This is a genomic window from Nonomuraea sp. B1E8, assembly GCF_039871515.1.
Lineage (GTDB): Bacteria > Actinomycetota > Actinomycetes > Streptosporangiales > Streptosporangiaceae > Nonomuraea.
On record NZ_JBDPLS010000014.1, the window covers coordinates 100,812 to 117,567 of the forward strand.

The 16,756-nt window shown below is 69.8% G+C and carries 14 protein-coding genes, 1 tRNA gene and 1 other RNA gene; 9 read left to right on the forward strand and 7 right to left on the reverse strand.

Features of this window, described 5'->3' with window-relative positions:
• Positions 1-87: 87 nt before the first annotated feature.
• Entirely contained in the window at positions 88-567 is a 480-nt protein-coding gene (locus ABGA98_RS36420) for a neutral zinc metallopeptidase (protein ID WP_347622986.1), read from the reverse strand.
• Between the two features lie 94 nt (positions 568-661).
• On the opposite strand from ABGA98_RS36420, the gene ABGA98_RS36425 reads away from it, so the two are divergent.
• The 4 genes from ABGA98_RS36425 (at position 662) to ABGA98_RS36440 (ending at position 4,241) form a co-directional block, all read left to right on the forward strand.
• Positions 662-1,303 carry a LysE family translocator gene (locus tag ABGA98_RS36425; protein WP_347622987.1) on the forward strand — a complete coding sequence of 214 codons (642 nt, stop codon included), beginning with the start codon at positions 662-664 and terminating at the stop codon, positions 1,301-1,303.
• Positions 1,304-1,372: 69 nt separating this feature from the next.
• Entirely contained in the window at positions 1,373-2,344 is a 972-nt protein-coding gene (locus tag ABGA98_RS36430; RefSeq protein ID WP_347622988.1) for an aminoglycoside phosphotransferase family protein, read from the forward strand.
• A gap of 311 nt (positions 2,345-2,655) precedes the next feature.
• The gene (locus ABGA98_RS36435; RefSeq protein ID WP_347622989.1) at positions 2,656-3,504 is read left to right on the forward strand and encodes a TrmH family RNA methyltransferase; all 849 of its coding nucleotides are present in this window, start codon (positions 2,656-2,658) and stop codon (positions 3,502-3,504) included.
• Positions 3,501-4,241, forward strand: a complete 741-nt coding sequence (locus tag ABGA98_RS36440) for an rRNA methyltransferase (protein WP_347622990.1) — start codon at positions 3,501-3,503, stop codon at positions 4,239-4,241. Before ABGA98_RS36435 ends, ABGA98_RS36440 begins: the two co-directional genes overlap by 4 nt.
• 65 nt (positions 4,242-4,306) lie before the next feature.
• Here ABGA98_RS36440 and ABGA98_RS36445 read toward each other — a convergent pair whose 3' ends face one another.
• Entirely contained in the window at positions 4,307-4,501 is a 195-nt protein-coding gene (locus tag ABGA98_RS36445) for a hypothetical protein (protein WP_347622991.1), read from the reverse strand.
• Between the two features lie 247 nt (positions 4,502-4,748).
• On the opposite strand from ABGA98_RS36445, the gene ABGA98_RS36450 reads away from it, so the two are divergent.
• A complete protein-coding gene (locus ABGA98_RS36450; protein WP_347622992.1) occupies positions 4,749-7,583 on the forward strand; it encodes a BTAD domain-containing putative transcriptional regulator in 2,835 nt (944 codons plus the stop codon).
• A 213-nt stretch (positions 7,584-7,796) separates the two neighbouring features.
• Entirely contained in the window at positions 7,797-9,086 is a 1,290-nt protein-coding gene (locus ABGA98_RS36455) for a hypothetical protein (RefSeq protein ID WP_347622993.1), read from the forward strand.
• 28 nt (positions 9,087-9,114) lie between these two features.
• Here the strand turns inward: ABGA98_RS36455 and ABGA98_RS36460 are convergent, their stop codons facing one another.
• The 4 genes from ABGA98_RS36460 to ABGA98_RS36475 form a co-directional block, all read right to left on the reverse strand.
• Complete coding sequence (locus tag ABGA98_RS36460) at positions 9,115-10,047, reverse strand: hypothetical protein (protein ID WP_347622994.1); 933 nt, start codon at positions 10,045-10,047, stop codon at positions 9,115-9,117.
• Positions 10,048-10,097: 50 nt separating this feature from the next.
• Positions 10,098-10,880: a class I SAM-dependent methyltransferase gene (locus ABGA98_RS36465; RefSeq protein WP_347622995.1), complete on the reverse strand. Its 783-nt coding sequence runs from the start codon at positions 10,878-10,880 to the stop codon at positions 10,098-10,100.
• Positions 10,881-10,926: 46 nt separating this feature from the next.
• Positions 10,927-11,442, reverse strand: coding sequence for a GNAT family N-acetyltransferase (locus ABGA98_RS36470; protein WP_347622996.1), 516 nt, complete (start codon positions 11,440-11,442; stop codon positions 10,927-10,929).
• Positions 11,443-11,886: 444 nt separating this feature from the next.
• Positions 11,887-11,971: transfer RNA gene (locus ABGA98_RS36475), tRNA-Ser, on the reverse strand.
• 98 nt (positions 11,972-12,069) lie between these two features.
• Between ABGA98_RS36475 and ffs the strand changes: the two genes are divergently transcribed.
• Together ffs and ABGA98_RS36485 are read left to right on the forward strand one after the other, a co-directional pair.
• An RNA gene (gene ffs / locus ABGA98_RS36480) (signal recognition particle sRNA small type) lies at positions 12,070-12,165 on the forward strand.
• Positions 12,166-12,196: 31 nt separating this feature from the next.
• Positions 12,197-14,569, forward strand: coding sequence for a DNA polymerase III subunit gamma and tau (locus tag ABGA98_RS36485; RefSeq protein WP_347622997.1), 2,373 nt, complete (start codon positions 12,197-12,199; stop codon positions 14,567-14,569).
• A 42-nt stretch (positions 14,570-14,611) separates the two neighbouring features.
• Here ABGA98_RS36485 and ABGA98_RS36490 read toward each other — a convergent pair whose 3' ends face one another.
• Positions 14,612-16,036, reverse strand: coding sequence for a GAF domain-containing protein (locus ABGA98_RS36490; protein WP_347622998.1), 1,425 nt, complete (start codon positions 16,034-16,036; stop codon positions 14,612-14,614).
• 369 nt (positions 16,037-16,405) lie between these two features.
• Here ABGA98_RS36490 and ABGA98_RS36495 point away from each other — a divergent pair, with 369 nt between their 5' ends.
• A complete protein-coding gene (locus tag ABGA98_RS36495; protein WP_171055572.1) occupies positions 16,406-16,756 on the forward strand; it encodes a YbaB/EbfC family nucleoid-associated protein in 351 nt (116 codons plus the stop codon).

Genomic DNA, 16,756 nt, shown 5'->3' on the forward strand with positions numbered 1-16,756 from the left:
GTCGGCCCAGCTGAGCCCGCGCATACGGGTTTTCCCGGCCCTGTGGGAAAAGGGGTTTCCCGCGTTCCTTGATCGGTTCTTTCCGGCTCAGATGTCCCCGGAGAAGGTGTCGCACCGCTGGGGCCGGCCGCTCTCATATCCTCTGCCGCGCTGCCGCGAGGTGCCGCGCGTGAAGGCGTCGGGGTTCACCCGGCCCTGGGAGCGCCGCTGGATGCTGTTGACCGTGCCGACGATGCGGCAGTCCTCGGGCTGGTCGGCGTCGGCGCCGGTCCGGCAGCGTTCGGCCAGGTTGCCGCTGCTGCTCGGTGAGAGGGCCGGAGGGTCGCTCGGCGCCTGCCTGTCACGCTGCTCGCCACCCTGCCCGCCGTTCTGGCGGCCGAACGGCGAGGGGACGATCCCGAACAGGAACAGCCCTGCCACCGCCAGGGCCGGCGTCAGGCAGCCGCCGCGCCGGCCGAGGGGCACCATGCAGCCGCCGGGCATGCCGCCCCCGCGTGGTCGCGGGCGCGTGGCCCGTGCGTCCTCGACCTGCGACGGGTCGAGAGGCGCGTCGTCATCGAACTGCATGTCACCTCCGCAAAGGTCATCCTCAGTAGTTCGGCGAAGACGAAGGGTAGCCAACGAAGGTGTTTTTTCTGGATATGCCGGATAATCTTCCGACATGACGGTTGGAATAGTCGGGATTGCGCTGGTTTCGCTGGGCATGGTTCTCACACCGGGCCCCAACATGGTCTATCTGATCTCACGCTCGATCGCCCAAGGCCGCAGGGCCGGCCTGATCTCCCTCGCCGGAGTCGTCCTCGGCTTCACCGTCTATCTGGCGGCGACGTGCCTCGGGTTGACGGCCGTCTTCGCGTACGTGCCGGCCGCGTACACCGCGCTCAAGCTGGCCGGCGCCGCCTACCTGCTCTGGCTGGCCTGGAACGCCGTCAAGCCCGGCGGCACGTCGGCCTTCCAGCCACGCGACCTCCCGGTGGAGCGGCCGGCCAAGCTGTTCGGCATGGGCCTGCTGACGTGCCTGCTCAACCCCAAGATCGCCATCCTGTACCTGTCGCTGCTCCCGCAGTTCATCGACCCGTCGATGGGCCACGTGCTGCTGCAGAGCCTCGCGCTCGGCTCCGTGCAGATCGTGGTCGCCACCACGGTCAACGGCCTGATCGCGATCTCGGCGGGAGCGCTGGCCGCGTTCCTGGCCGGCCGCCCGGCCTGGCTGCGCGTGCAGCGCTACATCATGGGCAGCCTGCTGGGCGGCTTCGCCGTACTCATGGCGACCGACCGCTCCAAGGCGCTCGCCCCCGCCTGAGCCGCGCGGCCGCGGAAGCGCGGGAAAAGGATGAGACCTCGGAGCGGCGGTCTGTCAGCATGCACGCTCATGGACGACTTCGAGCCGACCCGCGAAAGCCTGGCCGCCATCGCGGCCCGGCACGGAAGCCCTGCCGAGACCGTGCGCCCGGCGCAGTCCGGCGTCGCCAACCGGGCCTATCTGGTCGGCGACGACCTGGTGTTGCGGATTCCGCGTACCAGGCGGTTCCTGGCCGACCTCGTGAAGGAGTCGGCGGTCATCCCCGCAGCCCGGCGCCTCGGCGTACGGACTCCCGACGTCGTGACCTTCGATGACACCTGCACCGAGGTGGACGTGCCCTACATGGTCCTTGAGCGGGTGCGGGGCGCCGACCTCGAGCGGCTCGACCTGCCCGCGGACCGGGCGGAGCAGGTCTACCGGCAGGTGGGCCGGGAGCTCGCCAGGCTGCACCGGCTGCCCGCAGACGCATGCCTGCCCGCCGTCCCCCGGGACAGGAGCCCCGGGGATCCGCGGGTGCTCGTGGACCGGCTCCGCGCCGACGGCTGGATCGACGCCGGCGCTGCCCGCTGGCTCACCGGGTGGTTCGACGCGCTCGGCCCGTACGTTCCCGCCGAACCGCCCATGGTCCTGGTCCACGGCGACATCGCCCCGCAGAACCTGCTCGCCGCGGAACGAGAGACCGTACTGACCGGCATCGTGGACTGGGGCGACGCGCAGTGGGCCGACCCGGCGACCGAGTTCGCCAAGACACCGCTGAGCGCCGTGCCAGCCATGCTCGACGGATACTCCCAGGAGGCCGGCGAGGGCACCTCGGCGCGCTCCTGGGAGGCGCGGGTGTTGTGGGTTCACCTCACCTGGGCCCTCGGCCGCCTGGCGGATCCCGTACCGAAGCCAGGCGAGCGCCACTGGACCGCGCCGCCGGCCAGCCGGCTCCTGGGTCTTCTGCGCTTCTTCGCGTCCAACCCGCCATCGCCCTGGGCGGATCTGGTGAGCGGCGCGCCCGGCATCGCGAAGCGCGTCCGGGAGGCGGGCCCGGGCTGAAGGCCGCCGGGCACCACGTCGAGATCGCCTGCGGACACCGCGGTCCTGATGTTCCTGACCTGCTGCGGACGGCGTGGGTCCGCGGGTCGGCGAGCGTGGGTGGTGCAGATCCGGATGCCGGTCCAGTTCACCGTACGTACGCACAGCGTCGGCAGGATGCTCTTTCCCGTGGTGTCGGGGGGCAGCGTCTACGTGACCTCGGGATCGATGATCCGCGACTTGACCGCGATGCCGAGGCCGAGGTTGCCCGGCAGGGAGCCACGGCAGTCGACGATGTGGTCGTCGCTCGGGGTCCTATTCTGTAGAGCGTGATGAACCGGGGACGATCGGTGTCGGGGGAGCTGCACATCACGCGTGCCAACGCACGGTTCCAGCAGTGGCAGGCGCTGCTGGGAAACCGGGCCAAGCGGCAGCGGGCCGGAGAGTTCCTGATCCAGGGGGTGCGCCCGATCAGCCTGGCGGTCGAGTTCGGCTGGCCGGTGCGTGCGCTCATCTATGACGCCGAGCGGCCGCTGTCGAACTGGGCGAAGCAGATGCTGAAGGTGGCCGGCGGCGGGCGGGTGGCCATGTCCGCCGAGCTGCTGCGGGAGCTGGGCGGCAAGGACGAGGACACACCCGAGCTGGTGGCGGTGGCCGAGCTGCCGGACGACGAGCTGTCCCGTATCCAGGTGGGGCCGTCCTTCCTGGGTGCGGTGTTCGACCGGCCGAACAACCCCGGCAACATCGGGACGATGGCACGCTCGCTGGACGCGTTCGGCGGAAAAGGGCTGATCATCACCGGCCACGCCGCCGACCCCTACGACCCCCGATCCGTGCGGGCATCCACCGGGTCGCTGCTCGCGCTGCCGGTGGTGCGCTCCCACTCGCACAGGGAGGTGCTGGAGTGGGTCGCGGAGCTACGCGCCCAGGGGCTGCCGCTGACGGTGGTGGGAACCGACGAGAAAGGCACTCTCGACCTCGCCGACCTGGACCTGACCGGCCCCACCCTGCTGATCTTCGGTAACGAGACCACCGGGCTGAGCGCGGGATGGCGGCAGGCGTGCGACACGATGGCGCGCATCCCGATGTCCGGTTCGGCCAGTTCCCTGAACGCCGCCAGCGCGGCGACCGTGGCGTTGTACGAGGCCGCCCGCCAACGCGGGGCGAGCCGCCCCCGATGAGCTATCGCCACGCGACCGTACGGGCCGACTACAGCGACCTGTCCAGCGGCTCGGTGCTGCACTCCGCCGCCGGGTTTCCCGCATTCCCCGTCCGGCTGGCCAGCGAGATCTTCCAGCGCGCGCTGGCCCTTCGTGGCGGCGACCGGCCCGCCGTGGTCTGGGATCCATGCTGCGGCAGCGGCTACCTCCTGACCGTTCTGGCGTTGTCGCACCGGAGCCGGATCGCCTCTGTGCTGGCCTCCGACCTCGACCCCGAAGCGCTGGGCCTGGCCGGACGCAATCTCGCCCTGCTGGGCCGGGCCGGCCTGGCCGCCCGCGCCGCCGACCTGGAGGCGCGCTCCGTCCGCTTCGGCAAGCCGGCCTATGGCGCGGCGGCGCATGCCGCCCACCGGCTCGCCGCCGAGCTCGACGCCGCCGGAGGGGATGTGCCGCACGCGGTGCGCCAAGCCGACGTGTTCGACCCCGACCAGTTACGGCGGGCACTCGGACACCGTGCGCCCGACATAGTGGTCACCGACGTCCCCTATGGCGAACAGACCCACTGGTACGGCTCCGGGGCGGCGTCAGGAGTCACCGGCATGGTCGCCGCTCTGTCGGCCGTGCTCCCGCCTGGCAGCGTGATCGCGGTGACCGTACGAGGCCGCAAGGTCCCCGTGGAGCACGGGCCACGTCCCCGAACATCCTTCAAGATCGGCACCCGGGCGGTCGCGCTGTTCCAGACCTCCGGCGTCTCCTGAACCCCGCGCCGGTGGCCTGTTACCACCGGTTATGTCGGCGCTGCCGTGGAATCACTTCTGAAGGGTCACGAGGCAGGGCTGGTGGCGATTTCGCCGGAGGGCCCGCCGGCGGAAGCGGAAGAAGCGGTAGCAACGCCGATGCCGAGTGCGAGGAGACCCGTCGCGGCCACGACGGCGAGCTTCTTGAGCAGCCTGGCATGCTTCACGAGGCCTCCCACGCGATGTACACGTGGGGTGATGGTATTGGACGCATAGATCACGACACACTCCTCCATGTAAGGCTGGGGTGCCGACCCTATGCACGCAAGGACGGTGACGGCGTCAGGTGATCACCCGACAAATGCGGGACATCCTTGCCAGGGTGACGGGTGACCTGGCGGTGTGAAAGGCGCCTGTAAGTCCGCACGTCTATACCTGCACAGGCGGAGCACGTAGCCGGGGTTTCACCAACCATCGGCGCGAACGGCCTCGTCCCTCACATGACATTGCCGACCTTGTTGAAGGAGAGTGGCGCTCCTCGTGACGCTGGAGATCAGATTTCTCGGCCCGTTGCAGGTCCTGGCCGCTGACGAACCGGTGCAGTTCGCCGGGCATCGACGTATCGGTGTGCTGGCCAGACTCGCCCTGAACGCGGGGCAGCCCGTGAACGCCGAGCGCATCCTCACGGACATATGGGGAGACAGCTCCGCGGCGACCGCGGCCAAACAACTCCATATCGTGATCTCCAAACTACGCCGGGCGCTCGGACACCACACCGCCGAGGAGATCATCCAGACCGTGCCCGGCGGCTACCGGCTCGCGCTCGACCCCGACCACATCGACGCTCACCTGTTCCTGCGCCTGGCCGAACGCGCCCGCACCGGCCAGTCGCAGGGAGCCGGGGCCGCCGCGGACGCCCTGTTCCGCGAAGCTCTGCGGTTGTGGCGGGGCGAACCACTGGCCGAACTGACCGTTCCCTGGGCACGATTCGAAGCCACCCGCCTGGAAGAAGAGCACCTCACCGTCCTGGAGGACCACGCCGATCTCCGCCTGGCCGCCGGGGACCATCACGCGGTGGCCGCCGAACTGGCCGTACACGTGCGTGCTCATCCTCTGCGCGAACGCCCCGCCGCCCAGCTCATGCTCGCCCTGCACCGTGCCGGCCGCCCATCCGAAGCGCTCGCCGTCTACCAGGACACCCGCCGGCTCATGATCACCGAACTCGGTCTCGAACCGGGCGCCGAACTACGCCGTCTGCACCAGGCCGTCCTGGTCAAGGACCCCGTCCTCGACCTGACCACCCCGGCCCAGCAGGTCACGGTCGGGGGACCGTACACCCTGGCCGAGCCGCCCGCAGACACCCGCACCTTCACCGCCCGTGCCGCCGAGATCCACCACCTGCGCACCGCACTCGGCCCGGACGGAAGCCCGGCCTACGGACCGTCCATCACCGTGATCGACGGACCTGGCGGCATCGGCAAATCCGCCCTGGCCGTCCACGTCGCCCACGCCGCGGCTGCCCGATTCACCGACGGCGTCATCTACATCAACCTGCACGGATCCACTCCCGGACTCGATCCGCTGACCCCGGTCCAAGCCCTGCGCCATCTGCTGCGCTCCCTGGGCCTGGACGGCACCGCGACCTCCACCGACCCCGACGAGGCCGCCGCCCGCTACCGTTCCCTGACCGCGACGTGCAACCTGCTGGTCATCCTGGACAACGCCCGCGACGTCCGCCAGATCCGCCCGCTCATCCCCGCCGGCCCTGGCTGTCGTGTCCTGATCACATGCCGGGACGGGCTGGCCACCTTGGACAACGCTCGTCACCTCCACCTGGGCGCGCTGAACGCTGCCGACGCCGTCGCCCTGCTGTCCCGTCTGGCCGGACCCGACCGGGTACACGCCGAACCGCAGGCGGCCGCACGGATCGCCCACCTGTGCGGCGGCTTCCCGCTCGCCCTGCGGATCGTCGGCGCCCGACTGGCCGCCCACCCCGGCTGGACGCTGTCCGACCTGGAAGGACGACTGGCTGACGCCACTCGCCGCCTGGACATGCTGGAGTACGGCGAGCTGGCCATTCGCGCCAGCATCGCGGTCAGCCATCATCAGCTGCGAGAAGAACCCACCGGCCGTGACGCCGCCCACCTGCTGCCCCTGCTCGGCCTGCTCGACTTGCCCGCTTACACACCCGCCGCCACCGCCGCCCTGACCGGCTGGCCCCACCACCGTGCCGAAGCCGCCCTGGAACGCCTGCGGGACGCCCGCCTCCTCGAACTCGGACCCGACCGCTACCAGTTCCACGACCTGGTCGGGCTTTACGCCCGCGAACGGGCACATCAGGACCTGTCCGAGGAGAAACGCGCCGTCGCTGTACGCCGCGTGCTCCACCACTACCTGACCACCGTCTGGATGGCGGGCACCGTGTTCGACCGCGATGCCATACTGCGATGCCCTGTCGAGTTGCCCGACATCTCCTTCGGGGGCCTGGCGGAGGCGGGACAATGGATGCAGGACGAACGAGACAATCTGCTCGCCGTCGCGCAGCAGGGGCTGGCCGGCCCCGACCCGGCGACTGCCATCGGCCTGGTCATCGGACTCCATTGGCCCTTCTGCTACCAGGGCTGGCACACGCAACTGGGCGAGGTCTACGCGTACGCCATTGAGGTGGCTGATCGTATCGGGGCTTGGGAGGACAAGGCCCAGCTCCGCAGCTTTCTCGGCTGGGTCTACCGAGACGAGGGCCGCTACGACGCCGCGATCGCGCAGTTGGAGACAGCTCTCGCCGACTGGGACCGTGCCGGTCTGCCCCGGCGGAAGGCCGGGGCGCTCAACAACCTCGGCGTCATCAACACGATCGTGGGCCGTCTCGACGAGGCTCTCGGCCATTTGGAGTCCGCGCTGAAGCTCAACGACGACGCCGAACGTCCTGGGGCCACGGCCACGATCCGCAACAACCGGGTGCACGTCTACTACCGTCAGGGGCGCTTCGACGAGGCGATCGCGGAAGCACGCCAGTTGGTGGAGCCGCGGCCAGAGGGGGGCCCGCTCGCCGATGCGGGCATCGCACATGGTTCGTTAGGTGACGCCTACCGCTATGCCGGTCGGCTGGCCGAGGCGGCGGAAAGCTACACGACGGCCGTCCGGCTGCTCGGCGAGTCGGGATACCGCCTGAAGGAAGCAGTGGCACGCTGGTGGTTCGGCGCCACTCTGCACGACCTCGAACGGCACGGTGAAGCCCGGGAACAGTGGAAGGAGTCCGTCCGTCTCCTGCGCGACGCCCGACTGCTCACGCCCCGGGAGGCGACCGAGATCCTCGCCCAGGAGGTGCCGGAGACACCTCAGCCGATCAGAAACATGCTCTGAAACGAGTGGCGGATCTTATCCGGCTTGAGACCGATGCCCGCGTACCATTCCCACATGCTCATGGGCTTAGTGATCTTATGCGTCATCCTCGCTATTCCCGTGGCGTTGGTGTGCGGCTCGGTGGTCTTCGCGTCCGAGTCGGCTCGGCGCGCCCATGTGAGGTCACGGCCCCTGTTGTGGGGGGCGGCCCTGGCGTTCGCCGGTCTTCTGGTGATGGCCCTCATCGCCTGGTCAACACGCGAAGACGAGCACTATGACGACTTCGGATCCGCTCTGCAGCTCTTGGCGGCCATCATCGGAGGGTCGCTGTTTCTCACCGGATTGGGGCCGTTCACTCCGCAGCTGCTCGACATTCTGCGGCGGCGGACCGCCCGGCTGTCGCCGGTGATCCGGTTGGCCGCCCGTGACCTGGCCCGTAACAGCCTCCGTACCGCTGCTCCGATCGCGATCACGATGGTGACGACGGCCTTCGCGGTGGCTTTTCTGATCGTCGCGGTCGCCACGACGGCACAGAACAGGGCTAACTACCACCCCCAGGCTCGCCCTGGCGCCCTCGTCGTGAATGTTTGGGGGGAAGGCGCGACAGGTTTACGGGCGGTCATTCAGCAGGAGCTGCCCGGAGTGCCCATCGTCCAGATGGATATTCTGCACCACCGCGGATATTTCAGCCTGGACGTCAAGGACGTGGACCTCCCGGAGGTGGAGAGCGTCGGTCTGCCTGGTTCCATCGGTGATCAGGCGCTCCTGCGCTATCTCACGGGAAATCCGGCCACGCCGTACGACGAGGGCACAGTCGTGGTGGTCACGCCTGATGACATACAGGTCGACACGGTGACCCTTTCCTACTCGTTGCCCACCGAGAAGGAGGACCGGCACAAGGCCTTCCCCGCGGTCGCGGTCAGATCCTCCGACCCGCACGTCAACGAGGTCTTCATCCCGACGAAGATCGTAAAGGATTTGGGTCTTCGCCCGGAGCCGGACAAACTGATCGTCGACCCCTCCGCCCATCGGACGACGCAGGCCGAGCAGGACCGCATCAACCGGCGACTGGGTGATGGGGAGGGTGCCTACGTCGAGCGAGGGTTCCAGGAATCGGCCGGATGGATGGGCGTGGTCGCGGCGGCGATCGTCGTAGCGCTCGGCAGCGCGCTGGTCGCGGGTGGCCGGGCGGGCGCCGGGCGGTCGAGACGGGTGCTGCTGCGCGTCGGCAACGGTTCGGTCCTGACTCTGCGGATGTTCGCCGCGAGCCGTTCGGGACTGAGCACGTTCTGCGGAACGGCGCTGGGGGCGGCCGCAGGATGTGTCATCGGACTGCTCGTGGCGTGGCCGAGCACGACCTCGATCGACTGGGAGGTGCCACCTCGGGTGTCCTTCGAAACCCCGTGGTGGGCGGTCGCCGCCCTGGTCGCCGGTCTGCCCGTGCTCGCCGGGATCATCGCGGCGCTGCCCAGGCCTCGCGTCCGTGATGAGAGGTCTCATGACCTCCATGACCGAGTGCGTTGAGAACCATCGTCGACCGGACCGTACGCGCTCAGGCGGGCGGCGCCAGCCGAGCTATCCGGTCAAGAAGCACATCGTCCACGTTCCCCGCAAGCAGCCCGTTGTTCGCCGAGGGCCGACAACGGGGAAGGATCCGCACCCAAGCCGGCGGTCCCTCCGCATAGCCGAAGTGCAGCAGAAACATCTCCCGTTTTCCATCGCCGACTTCCCTGCACGTGTTCCCGCCCGGTTCGGGGTCCAGCGAGTTCAGCTCCGCTGCCAGCTCGCGCGCCTGCTGCTCCCCGTGCTCCAGCCCGCGGGGAGTGAAGCCCCCACGCTGTTCATCACGGCAGACCAGCACCTTGATCGCCCCATCGGGCACCATCCGCTCATCCTGCCCTCGCCGTCCGGTCGCCGGGTCGCAGCGGTTCTTCGGCGGGAGGGGCGCCCAGGTCCCGGTGCGGTAGGCAGCGGTGATGCCGCGCCCGATGTAGGAATCGCTGACGACCGTGCCGTTGGTGGTCGTCACGCAGGAGTTGACCTCTTCCGCGCTGCCCACCCACAGCGCCTGGCCATCGGGATAGGCGAACCGGACGAGGTAGTTGGTCATCGGCCCGCCCACCAACGTGCACATCTTTTCGACGCGATCGGTGGTGACCGGAAGATAGCCCAGGTCGTAGGCCATCGACCTGGCCTGATCGGTCAGCATCCGCGATCCGGCAAGTGACTCCCCACCCGGATCCGAGTTCTGCCCCGGGTAGGCGCAGATCAACGCGCTCATGGGCGTACCGGGCACCAGAGAGTCCTCAACCCCGTCGACGTCGGCGGCAGCCGGCACCCAATGGCCGATCTCGTCGCTGTCCCATCGTTGCGGACATGAGGCCGGCACCGGAGGCGCAGGCTCACCGAGCCTGCCGGAAACCAGGACGACCGTGGCGAGCAGCAGGACCGCCGCCAGGACGATGAGCCAAGGGAGAGGTTTCACACGTTGATGACGTTGCCCGCCCGCCACCGGTTCACCGAACCCCGCCCGCGTCAACCCTGGGGCCTCCGGGCGACCAGCACCTCAGTGTCCAGTCCCTGCTCCCACCGGCCTGCCGGATTGTCGGCGAGCAGCGCCTGTCGAAGCCGCTTGATGAAGGCGGGCAGATCGTCGCCGAGCCTGGCGGGCGAGCTGTAGGAGTAGGAGAGCTGGAGTCCGACCAGCCCGTCCACGTCCCACGTCAGCCGTCGGCTGAATACCCGGGATGTCAGGCTGCTGAAGGGTGAGGCGGCCAGGATGTCGTGGTGGTGCTGACCGGTCGCGTGAAAGCACGTGGCGGCGGTGCGGATGTCGAGGCCGAACTCTTCGCACACCTGCCGCTCTATCGGCTGCCACGGTTGCGCGTCGGGCTGCCACGGCTCGCCCGCCTGTGGCGCGGGGCCGACCAGAGCCACAGCGCCGCGGGGCGGCAGCAGTCCGTCCAGCTCCGTCAGCACGGACCTGCGGTCCATCCAGTGAAACGACCGACCCATGACCACGTGCTTGAACGGCGGCAGTGTCCGCAGCGTGGTCGAGTCGCCGAGCATCCATGCGATGTCGGTGGTGCCGTCGGCGAGCCGCCTGCCCTCCGCGAGCATCTCCTGCGCCGGATCGACAGCGAGTACCGACTTCACCCGCCGGGCCAGCGGGATCGCGATCGTCCCAGGGCCACAGCCGAGGTCCAGGACTCGGCTGTCCGCCCCGAGCGTTTCCGCCAGGTGGTCGATCGCCGCCTGGCCGTGGCCGGGGCGGTAGCTGGCGTAGTACGGCGCAGCGCCGCCGAACAGGTCCTCCACGGAGGGACCATAGACGAGCCCACGAGGAAGCTGCCGATCGAGCGTTTCAGCGGCCGGGAACGGCTCGCTCCAACTCGACCAGGGCCAGCGGGGGACCTTCGTCGAATTCGTGGTCGTGGGTCCTGCCGGTCTCGGAGAAGCCGTTCTTGGCATAGAAGCGGCGCGCTTGGGCGGAGTCACGGAGCGTCCACAGATGCACGTCGTCGTAACCGTCGTCTCGCACTCGGTCCAGGACAGCCGTCAACAGGACCTTCGCGATGCCGCTGCCCCAGACGTCCGGGTGGGCGAAGAAGGTATGGATCTCCGCGATGCCAGGGCGGGAAGTGGAGGCCCCGAATCGGGCGAAGGCCCCCGGCCGATCGTTCAGGCGCGCCAGCAGGATCGAGTCCGCGTCCTCCGCCAGAATGCCGTGCCACTTGGTGCGCCGCTCCTCGACTCCGGCGGCGGCGACCTTCGGCGTGCAGAACGGCCCGTGCGAGACGTCCCAGGACAGGGCGTGGATCTCGCCGAGAACGTCCCCGTCGCCGGGTTCCGCAGGATGGACCGTGATCACATCGGGCATGGCGTCGACACTACAGAGGTACGGGAGAGCACCCTTCCCCGGGAGGTCTGCACGTCAGGCAGGCGGCTCCGGTCGACCTACCCGATCAAGATTGGAAGACGCCCCGGCTCGCGCGCTCTACGACAAGGTGGGCAAGTTTCACAAGGGGCTCATCCTCTCCACCTACCGGCGTGACGAGTCTCGTCTGCGCACGTGAAGTACGCAGGACTTCCCGGTGCGTCTCTGCAGGGAGGGGCATGGCTCTTCAGGATGCGGCGCCTCAGAGGCCAGGAGCACGCGCTGGTTCTACAAGCTCGGCCGACGGCACCCGGGCGACGGTGGTTAAGCAGATTGACGGCCTGCTCCGGGATGCAGCCCTCCGAAGAAGCCAACTGAGGATGGACACGACGAAGGGGCCGACTTGGATGGGGTCGGCCCCTTCGCGTTTACTGCCTCAACCAGGCGCGGAGGATAGGGGATTTGAACCCCTGATAGGTTGCCCTATACACGCTTTCCAAGCGTGCGCCCTCGGCCACTAGGCGAATCCTCCGCGGACGAGCTTACCTGACTCCGAGGGGTACGGAGACCACGTTTTTCTCCGAGCCTGCGGGGATGGAGCGAGCACTGCGGCATGCGGCTAGACTGTCAACGGACCCCTCGCGCGGCGTCATCCTGTGAACCTCCCCAGGGCCGGAAGGCAGCAAGGATAAGCGGGCTCTGGCGGGTGTGCGGGGGGTCTCTTCGTTGAGAGCCCCCTCGCAGGCGGGATGGTCGCATGAGCCTTGCGCTTTACCGCAAGTACCGACCCGGGACCTTCGCCGAGGTCAAGGGTCAGGAACACGTCACGGATCCGCTGCGACAGGCCCTGCGTACGGGCCGGATCAACCACGCCTACCTGTTCAGCGGCCCTCGTGGATGCGGTAAGACCTCCAGCGCCCGCATCCTGGCGCGCTCTCTCAACTGCGAGCAGGGTCCGACGCCCGACCCCTGCGGCGCCTGCGAGTCGTGTGTCGCGCTCGCTCCCACGGGCCCTGGCCACCTCGACGTCATCGAGATCGACGCCGCCTCGCACGGTGGTGTCGACGACGCGCGCGACCTGCGTGAGCGGGCGTTCTTCGCCCCCGTCTCCGCGCGCTACAAGATCTACATCATCGACGAGGCGCACATGGTGACCCGCGAGGGGTTCAATGCGCTGCTCAAGCTCGTCGAGGAGCCTCCGCCGCACCTGAAGTTCATCTTCGCGACGACCGAGCCGGAAAAGGTCATCGGTACGATCAAGTCGCGCACGCACCACTACCCGTTCCGGCTGATGCCGCCCGCGACGTTGCGCGCGCTGCTGGAGGAGATCCTCACCTCGGAGAGCGTGCCCTTCGAGCCGACCGCGCTGCCGCTGGTCGTCAGGGCGGGCGCCGGGTCCGCGCGTGACTCGCTCTCGATCCTCGACCAGCTCCTCGCCGGGGCCGACGACGACGGCATCACCTACGCCAAGGCCGTCTCCCTGCTCGGCTACACCGACGGTGACCTGCTCGACGAGGTCGTCAACGCGTTCGCGGCCCGTGACGGCGGCCAGGTGTTCCACACGGTCAACCGGGTCATCGAGGGCGGCCACGATCCACGCCGCTTCGCCTCCGACCTGCTCGAACGCTTCCGCGACCTGGTGATTCTGGCCAACGTGCCCGAGGCGGCGTCGAGCGGGTTGCTCGACCGGCCGGCCGACGAGCTGGAGCGTCTCGCCCAGCAGGCCGCCTCTATGGGGCCGGCCGAGCTCACGCGCGCCGCCGAGGTGTTCAACGCCGGTCTCACCGAGATGCGTGGCGCCACCTCGCCGCGCCTGCTGCTGGAGCTGATGTGCGCGCGGGTCCTGCTGCCTGGTGCGGCGCAGGGTGAGGAGGCGCTGCTCGCCCGCCTCGAACGCCTCGAACGCGGCGGCGCGGTCGCCCAGATGGCCGCCCGAGCCGCAGCGACTCCGCCGGCGGCTCCCGGCATCCCCGGAGGTTCCGGTACGTCCGCGGGTCCTGCTACGCCGGTGGGTCCCGGTGCCTCCGAGGTGGCGGGCCACGGTCGGGTTGCTGCTTCGCCGGTCGCCGAGGGCGGTACAACGGTGGCTCAGCCATCCGCCCCCTCGCCGGATGCCGGGGATGACTGGCCTACGCCCGTTCGTCCCGGCGCGGGCGGCGGGCAACAGGCCGGCTCCCAGGCAGAGAGCGCGTACGGCGGTGGCGCCGCCCAGCCGTCAGCCGGCGCCGGGGACGGTTCGCAGGACGCTCCGGCCTCGGGCGCTCCCGCCGCAGGGGGACCGGGCGCGATCCAGGCGCAGTGGGCCACCGTACTGGCCGCTCTCAAGCAGCGCAGCATCGTCGTCTGGGCCAACGTGAGCACCAACGCCCAGGTGGTCGGCGTGGAGGGCAACCTGGTGACGCTCGGCTTCACCCAGGTCGGTGCGATGAAGAACTTCACGGGCGGCGGCAAGGACGCCGTCGTGGCCGCCGCGCTCGGCGACGTGCTGGGTGGCACGTGGCGGGTCGAGGCGGTCGTGGGCGGGTCCCCTGTCCCGTCCGCTCCGCGCGGTCCCGCACGTCCGCAGCAGCCCTCTCACGGCGGTGGTCAGGGGCCGACCGGTCCGCAGGGATCGCAGGCCGTGCCCGCCGCGTCCCAGGGCACGCCGGGCTCCCAGGGCCGGACGGCGTCACACGGCGCCTCCCACGGCTCGTCCAACGGCGCCTCCCACGGCGACCAGGGAGCCGCGGCGCAGGATCCCGGCCAACCTCCGGCCGGCCCTTCGTCCGCCCTTCCCGGCCCTCCGACCACCGACGAGTCGTGGCCGGACGCCCCTGACGACCTCGCCCCCGGCGCGCCTCCGTCCCCCGACCCCACCCGTACGGTCGCAGTCGCCCAGCCGGCGGGCGCCGGGCTGGCCGCCGCTCGGTCAGCGGCCAAGGCGGCGGCGCAGGCCGGTCCTCGCGTCCCTTCCCCCCGTGGCGGGGCCGCGGCGTGGCCGGACGCGATCCCCGGCCGCTCCAAGGGCCCGGACGCCGACGAGGTCGACCCGCTCAACGACGCGGACGCCGATGTGGACTCGGTCTCGGGCATGGCGCTGCTGCAGCGCGAGCTCGGCGCCCAGGTGATCGGTGAGATCGACCACACCTGACCGCACCTCTGCGCACAGACGGCTGACTCGCCGAACGGGGGGTCAGAGGAGGAGGCGGGCGCGGGCGGCGGCGGAGCGGGAGTCGGTGGGGGGCAGCGCGGCGAGGCGTTCGAGCACTTCGTAGTCGTCGCGCCCGTTGCAGGTCTGCGCGTACGCCCAAAGGTCGCCGGGTGTGCCGCGCCGCAGCAGGCAGGCCCGTACCTGGGCCTCCAGCTCGTCGCGTTCCCTGCGGATCTCCGGTGACTCCGAGCGCAGCAGCAGGGGGCCGCGGTAGGCGCGGGCCAGCGAGCCCGGATCGCCCGCGGCGAGGTGGCGGCGCAACTCCAGGAAGTCGGCCTCGATCGGGCAGGTCAGCCGGTACGGTTTGGCCGCGATCGCGTTCCCGAACTGGGCCCGCAGCCGGTGGATCTCCGCCCTGATCGTCACGGGGTTGCCGTCGTCGCCGTAGAGCAGGAACGACAGTTGTTCGGCCGTCAGCCCGTGGGGGTGGAGCGCCAGGAGGGCGAGGAGCTCGGCGTGCCGGAGCGACAGGGGGCGTTCGCGGTCGTCGAAGGTGGCGGTGGGCGTGCCTTCGCCGAGGAACGTCATGGTCAGGGTCGGTGGCGTGGTGGCCGGCGAGGGCCGCAGGAGGAAGCCGCTCGAGAAGGGCTCCATCAGGGCGATGGAGCCGTCTTTGAGGAGCATGCGCTGGGTCTGGTTGCCGAGGGGGATGCGCTTGCCTAGGCAGCCCGACGGGTCGCCGGAGATGACGCGGCCGGTGGACGACAGCAGGATGCCGGGCCGCCCGCGCAGCGCTTCGTAGCGGCGCCGGAGGTGTTCGTCGCGTTCGTGCATGCGCAGGGCGAGCTGGGCTTCGGCGAGCTTGGCCGTGGCGGCGACCAGGGCGACGGTGGCGGGGTGAAGGGTGCGGGCGGTGCCGCTGACGTCGACGCAGCCGATGATCTGGCCGGAGTCGGGGTCGCTGATCGGGGCGGCGCTGCACGACCAGACGTGGAGCACGCGCATGAGGTGCTCCTCGGAGTAGACGTGCATGGGCCGGCGGATCGCGAGGGCGGTGCCGATGCCGTTGGTGCCGACGTTGTGCTCGGCCCACTGGTGGCCGTCGGCGAGGCCGATCTGGTCGGCGCGGCGGATGATGGCCGGGTTGCCCCGCCGCCACAACACGCGCCCGTTGTCGTCGGTGACGACCATCACGTGGTCGATCTCGTCGGCCAGGCCGGACAGGGTTTGGACGAGGAGAGGGAGGAGTGGCCGCAGCGGGTGGGCCTGGCGGACGTCCTCGATGTGGGAGGGGTCTAAGACGGAGGGCGCGGTCAACCTCTCCGGGTCGATGTCGGCTTCGAGAGAGCGACGCCACGATGCTGCGATCAGACGGCGTGGGGATTCCGGCCAGTCCTGGCCGGTCGCCACCGCTTCGTGTGCCCCGCGCAGGGCGCGGGAGTATTCGTCGAGACGGGCGTAACTCATCGGTCACTCCAAGTAGTCAGCTCGACTATCCGTCTTGGAGACCCTTCGCGCAACCCGTTCGCGAAGATTGCACAGAGTGATCAGATAGACGCAACCTGTGCGCAACGTTCGCCCCAATAGCGTTCCCGGCCAGCGCGTCGGTTCGCCCGGCGCGAGGCCGGGTCTCGGACGCTGGAGGGGGGCCTGAGACCCGGCCGGACTCGTTCGAAGCATCGATGAACGCCCGGCGGGGGACACGCCGGACAGCGAGCGGATCATCCGGGCAGAGGCCCTGGGACGAAACATGGGGACGCCACCAGTACATGACGCCGCCCAAACACCGTAGGCTCGTGGCAGTCAAGAACGCGGAGCCACGAGGAGCGCACGACGGTGAACCCAGGGGATGTCAACCTGCAGCAGCTGCTGGAGCAGGCACAGCTCATGCAGCAGCAGCTTGTGAGCGCCCAGCAGGAGCTCAACGATGCGCAGATCGAGGGCTCAGCAGGCGGCGGCATGGTCACCGCCGTCGTCAACGGCTCGGGCGAGCTGCTCGAGCTCAAGATCGACCCGAGCGTGATCGACGCCGGCGACGCGCAGGACACCGCTGACACGATCGCCGACCTGGTGATCGCGGCCGTCCGCGACGCCGTGCGCGCGGCCGCCGATCTGCAGCAGGAAAAGCTCGGCCCGCTCGCCCAGGGGCTGGGCGGCGGCGGCCTCGGACAGTTGCCAGGGTTCTAG

What these genes read in the sequence shown, in the direction of transcription:
- ABGA98_RS36420 (WP_347622986.1), bottom strand. Translation starts at nt 567, where the DNA reads ATGCAGTTCGATGACGACGCGCCTCTCGACCCGTCGCAGGTCGAGGAC.
- ABGA98_RS36425 (WP_347622987.1), top strand. Translation starts at nt 662, where the DNA reads ATGACGGTTGGAATAGTCGGGATTGCGCTGGTTTCGCTGGGCATGGTT.
- ABGA98_RS36430 (WP_347622988.1), top strand. Translation starts at nt 1,373, where the DNA reads ATGGACGACTTCGAGCCGACCCGCGAAAGCCTGGCCGCCATCGCGGCC.
- ABGA98_RS36435 (WP_347622989.1), top strand. Translation starts at nt 2,656, where the DNA reads ATGAACCGGGGACGATCGGTGTCGGGGGAGCTGCACATCACGCGTGCC.
- ABGA98_RS36440 (WP_347622990.1), top strand. Translation starts at nt 3,501, where the DNA reads ATGAGCTATCGCCACGCGACCGTACGGGCCGACTACAGCGACCTGTCC.
- ABGA98_RS36455 (WP_347622993.1), top strand. Translation starts at nt 7,797, where the DNA reads ATGGCCCTCATCGCCTGGTCAACACGCGAAGACGAGCACTATGACGAC.
- ABGA98_RS36470 (WP_347622996.1), bottom strand. Translation starts at nt 11,442, where the DNA reads ATGCCCGATGTGATCACGGTCCATCCTGCGGAACCCGGCGACGGGGAC.
- ABGA98_RS36485 (WP_347622997.1), top strand. Translation starts at nt 12,197, where the DNA reads ATGAGCCTTGCGCTTTACCGCAAGTACCGACCCGGGACCTTCGCCGAG.
- ABGA98_RS36490 (WP_347622998.1), bottom strand. Translation starts at nt 16,036, where the DNA reads ATGAGTTACGCCCGTCTCGACGAATACTCCCGCGCCCTGCGCGGGGCA.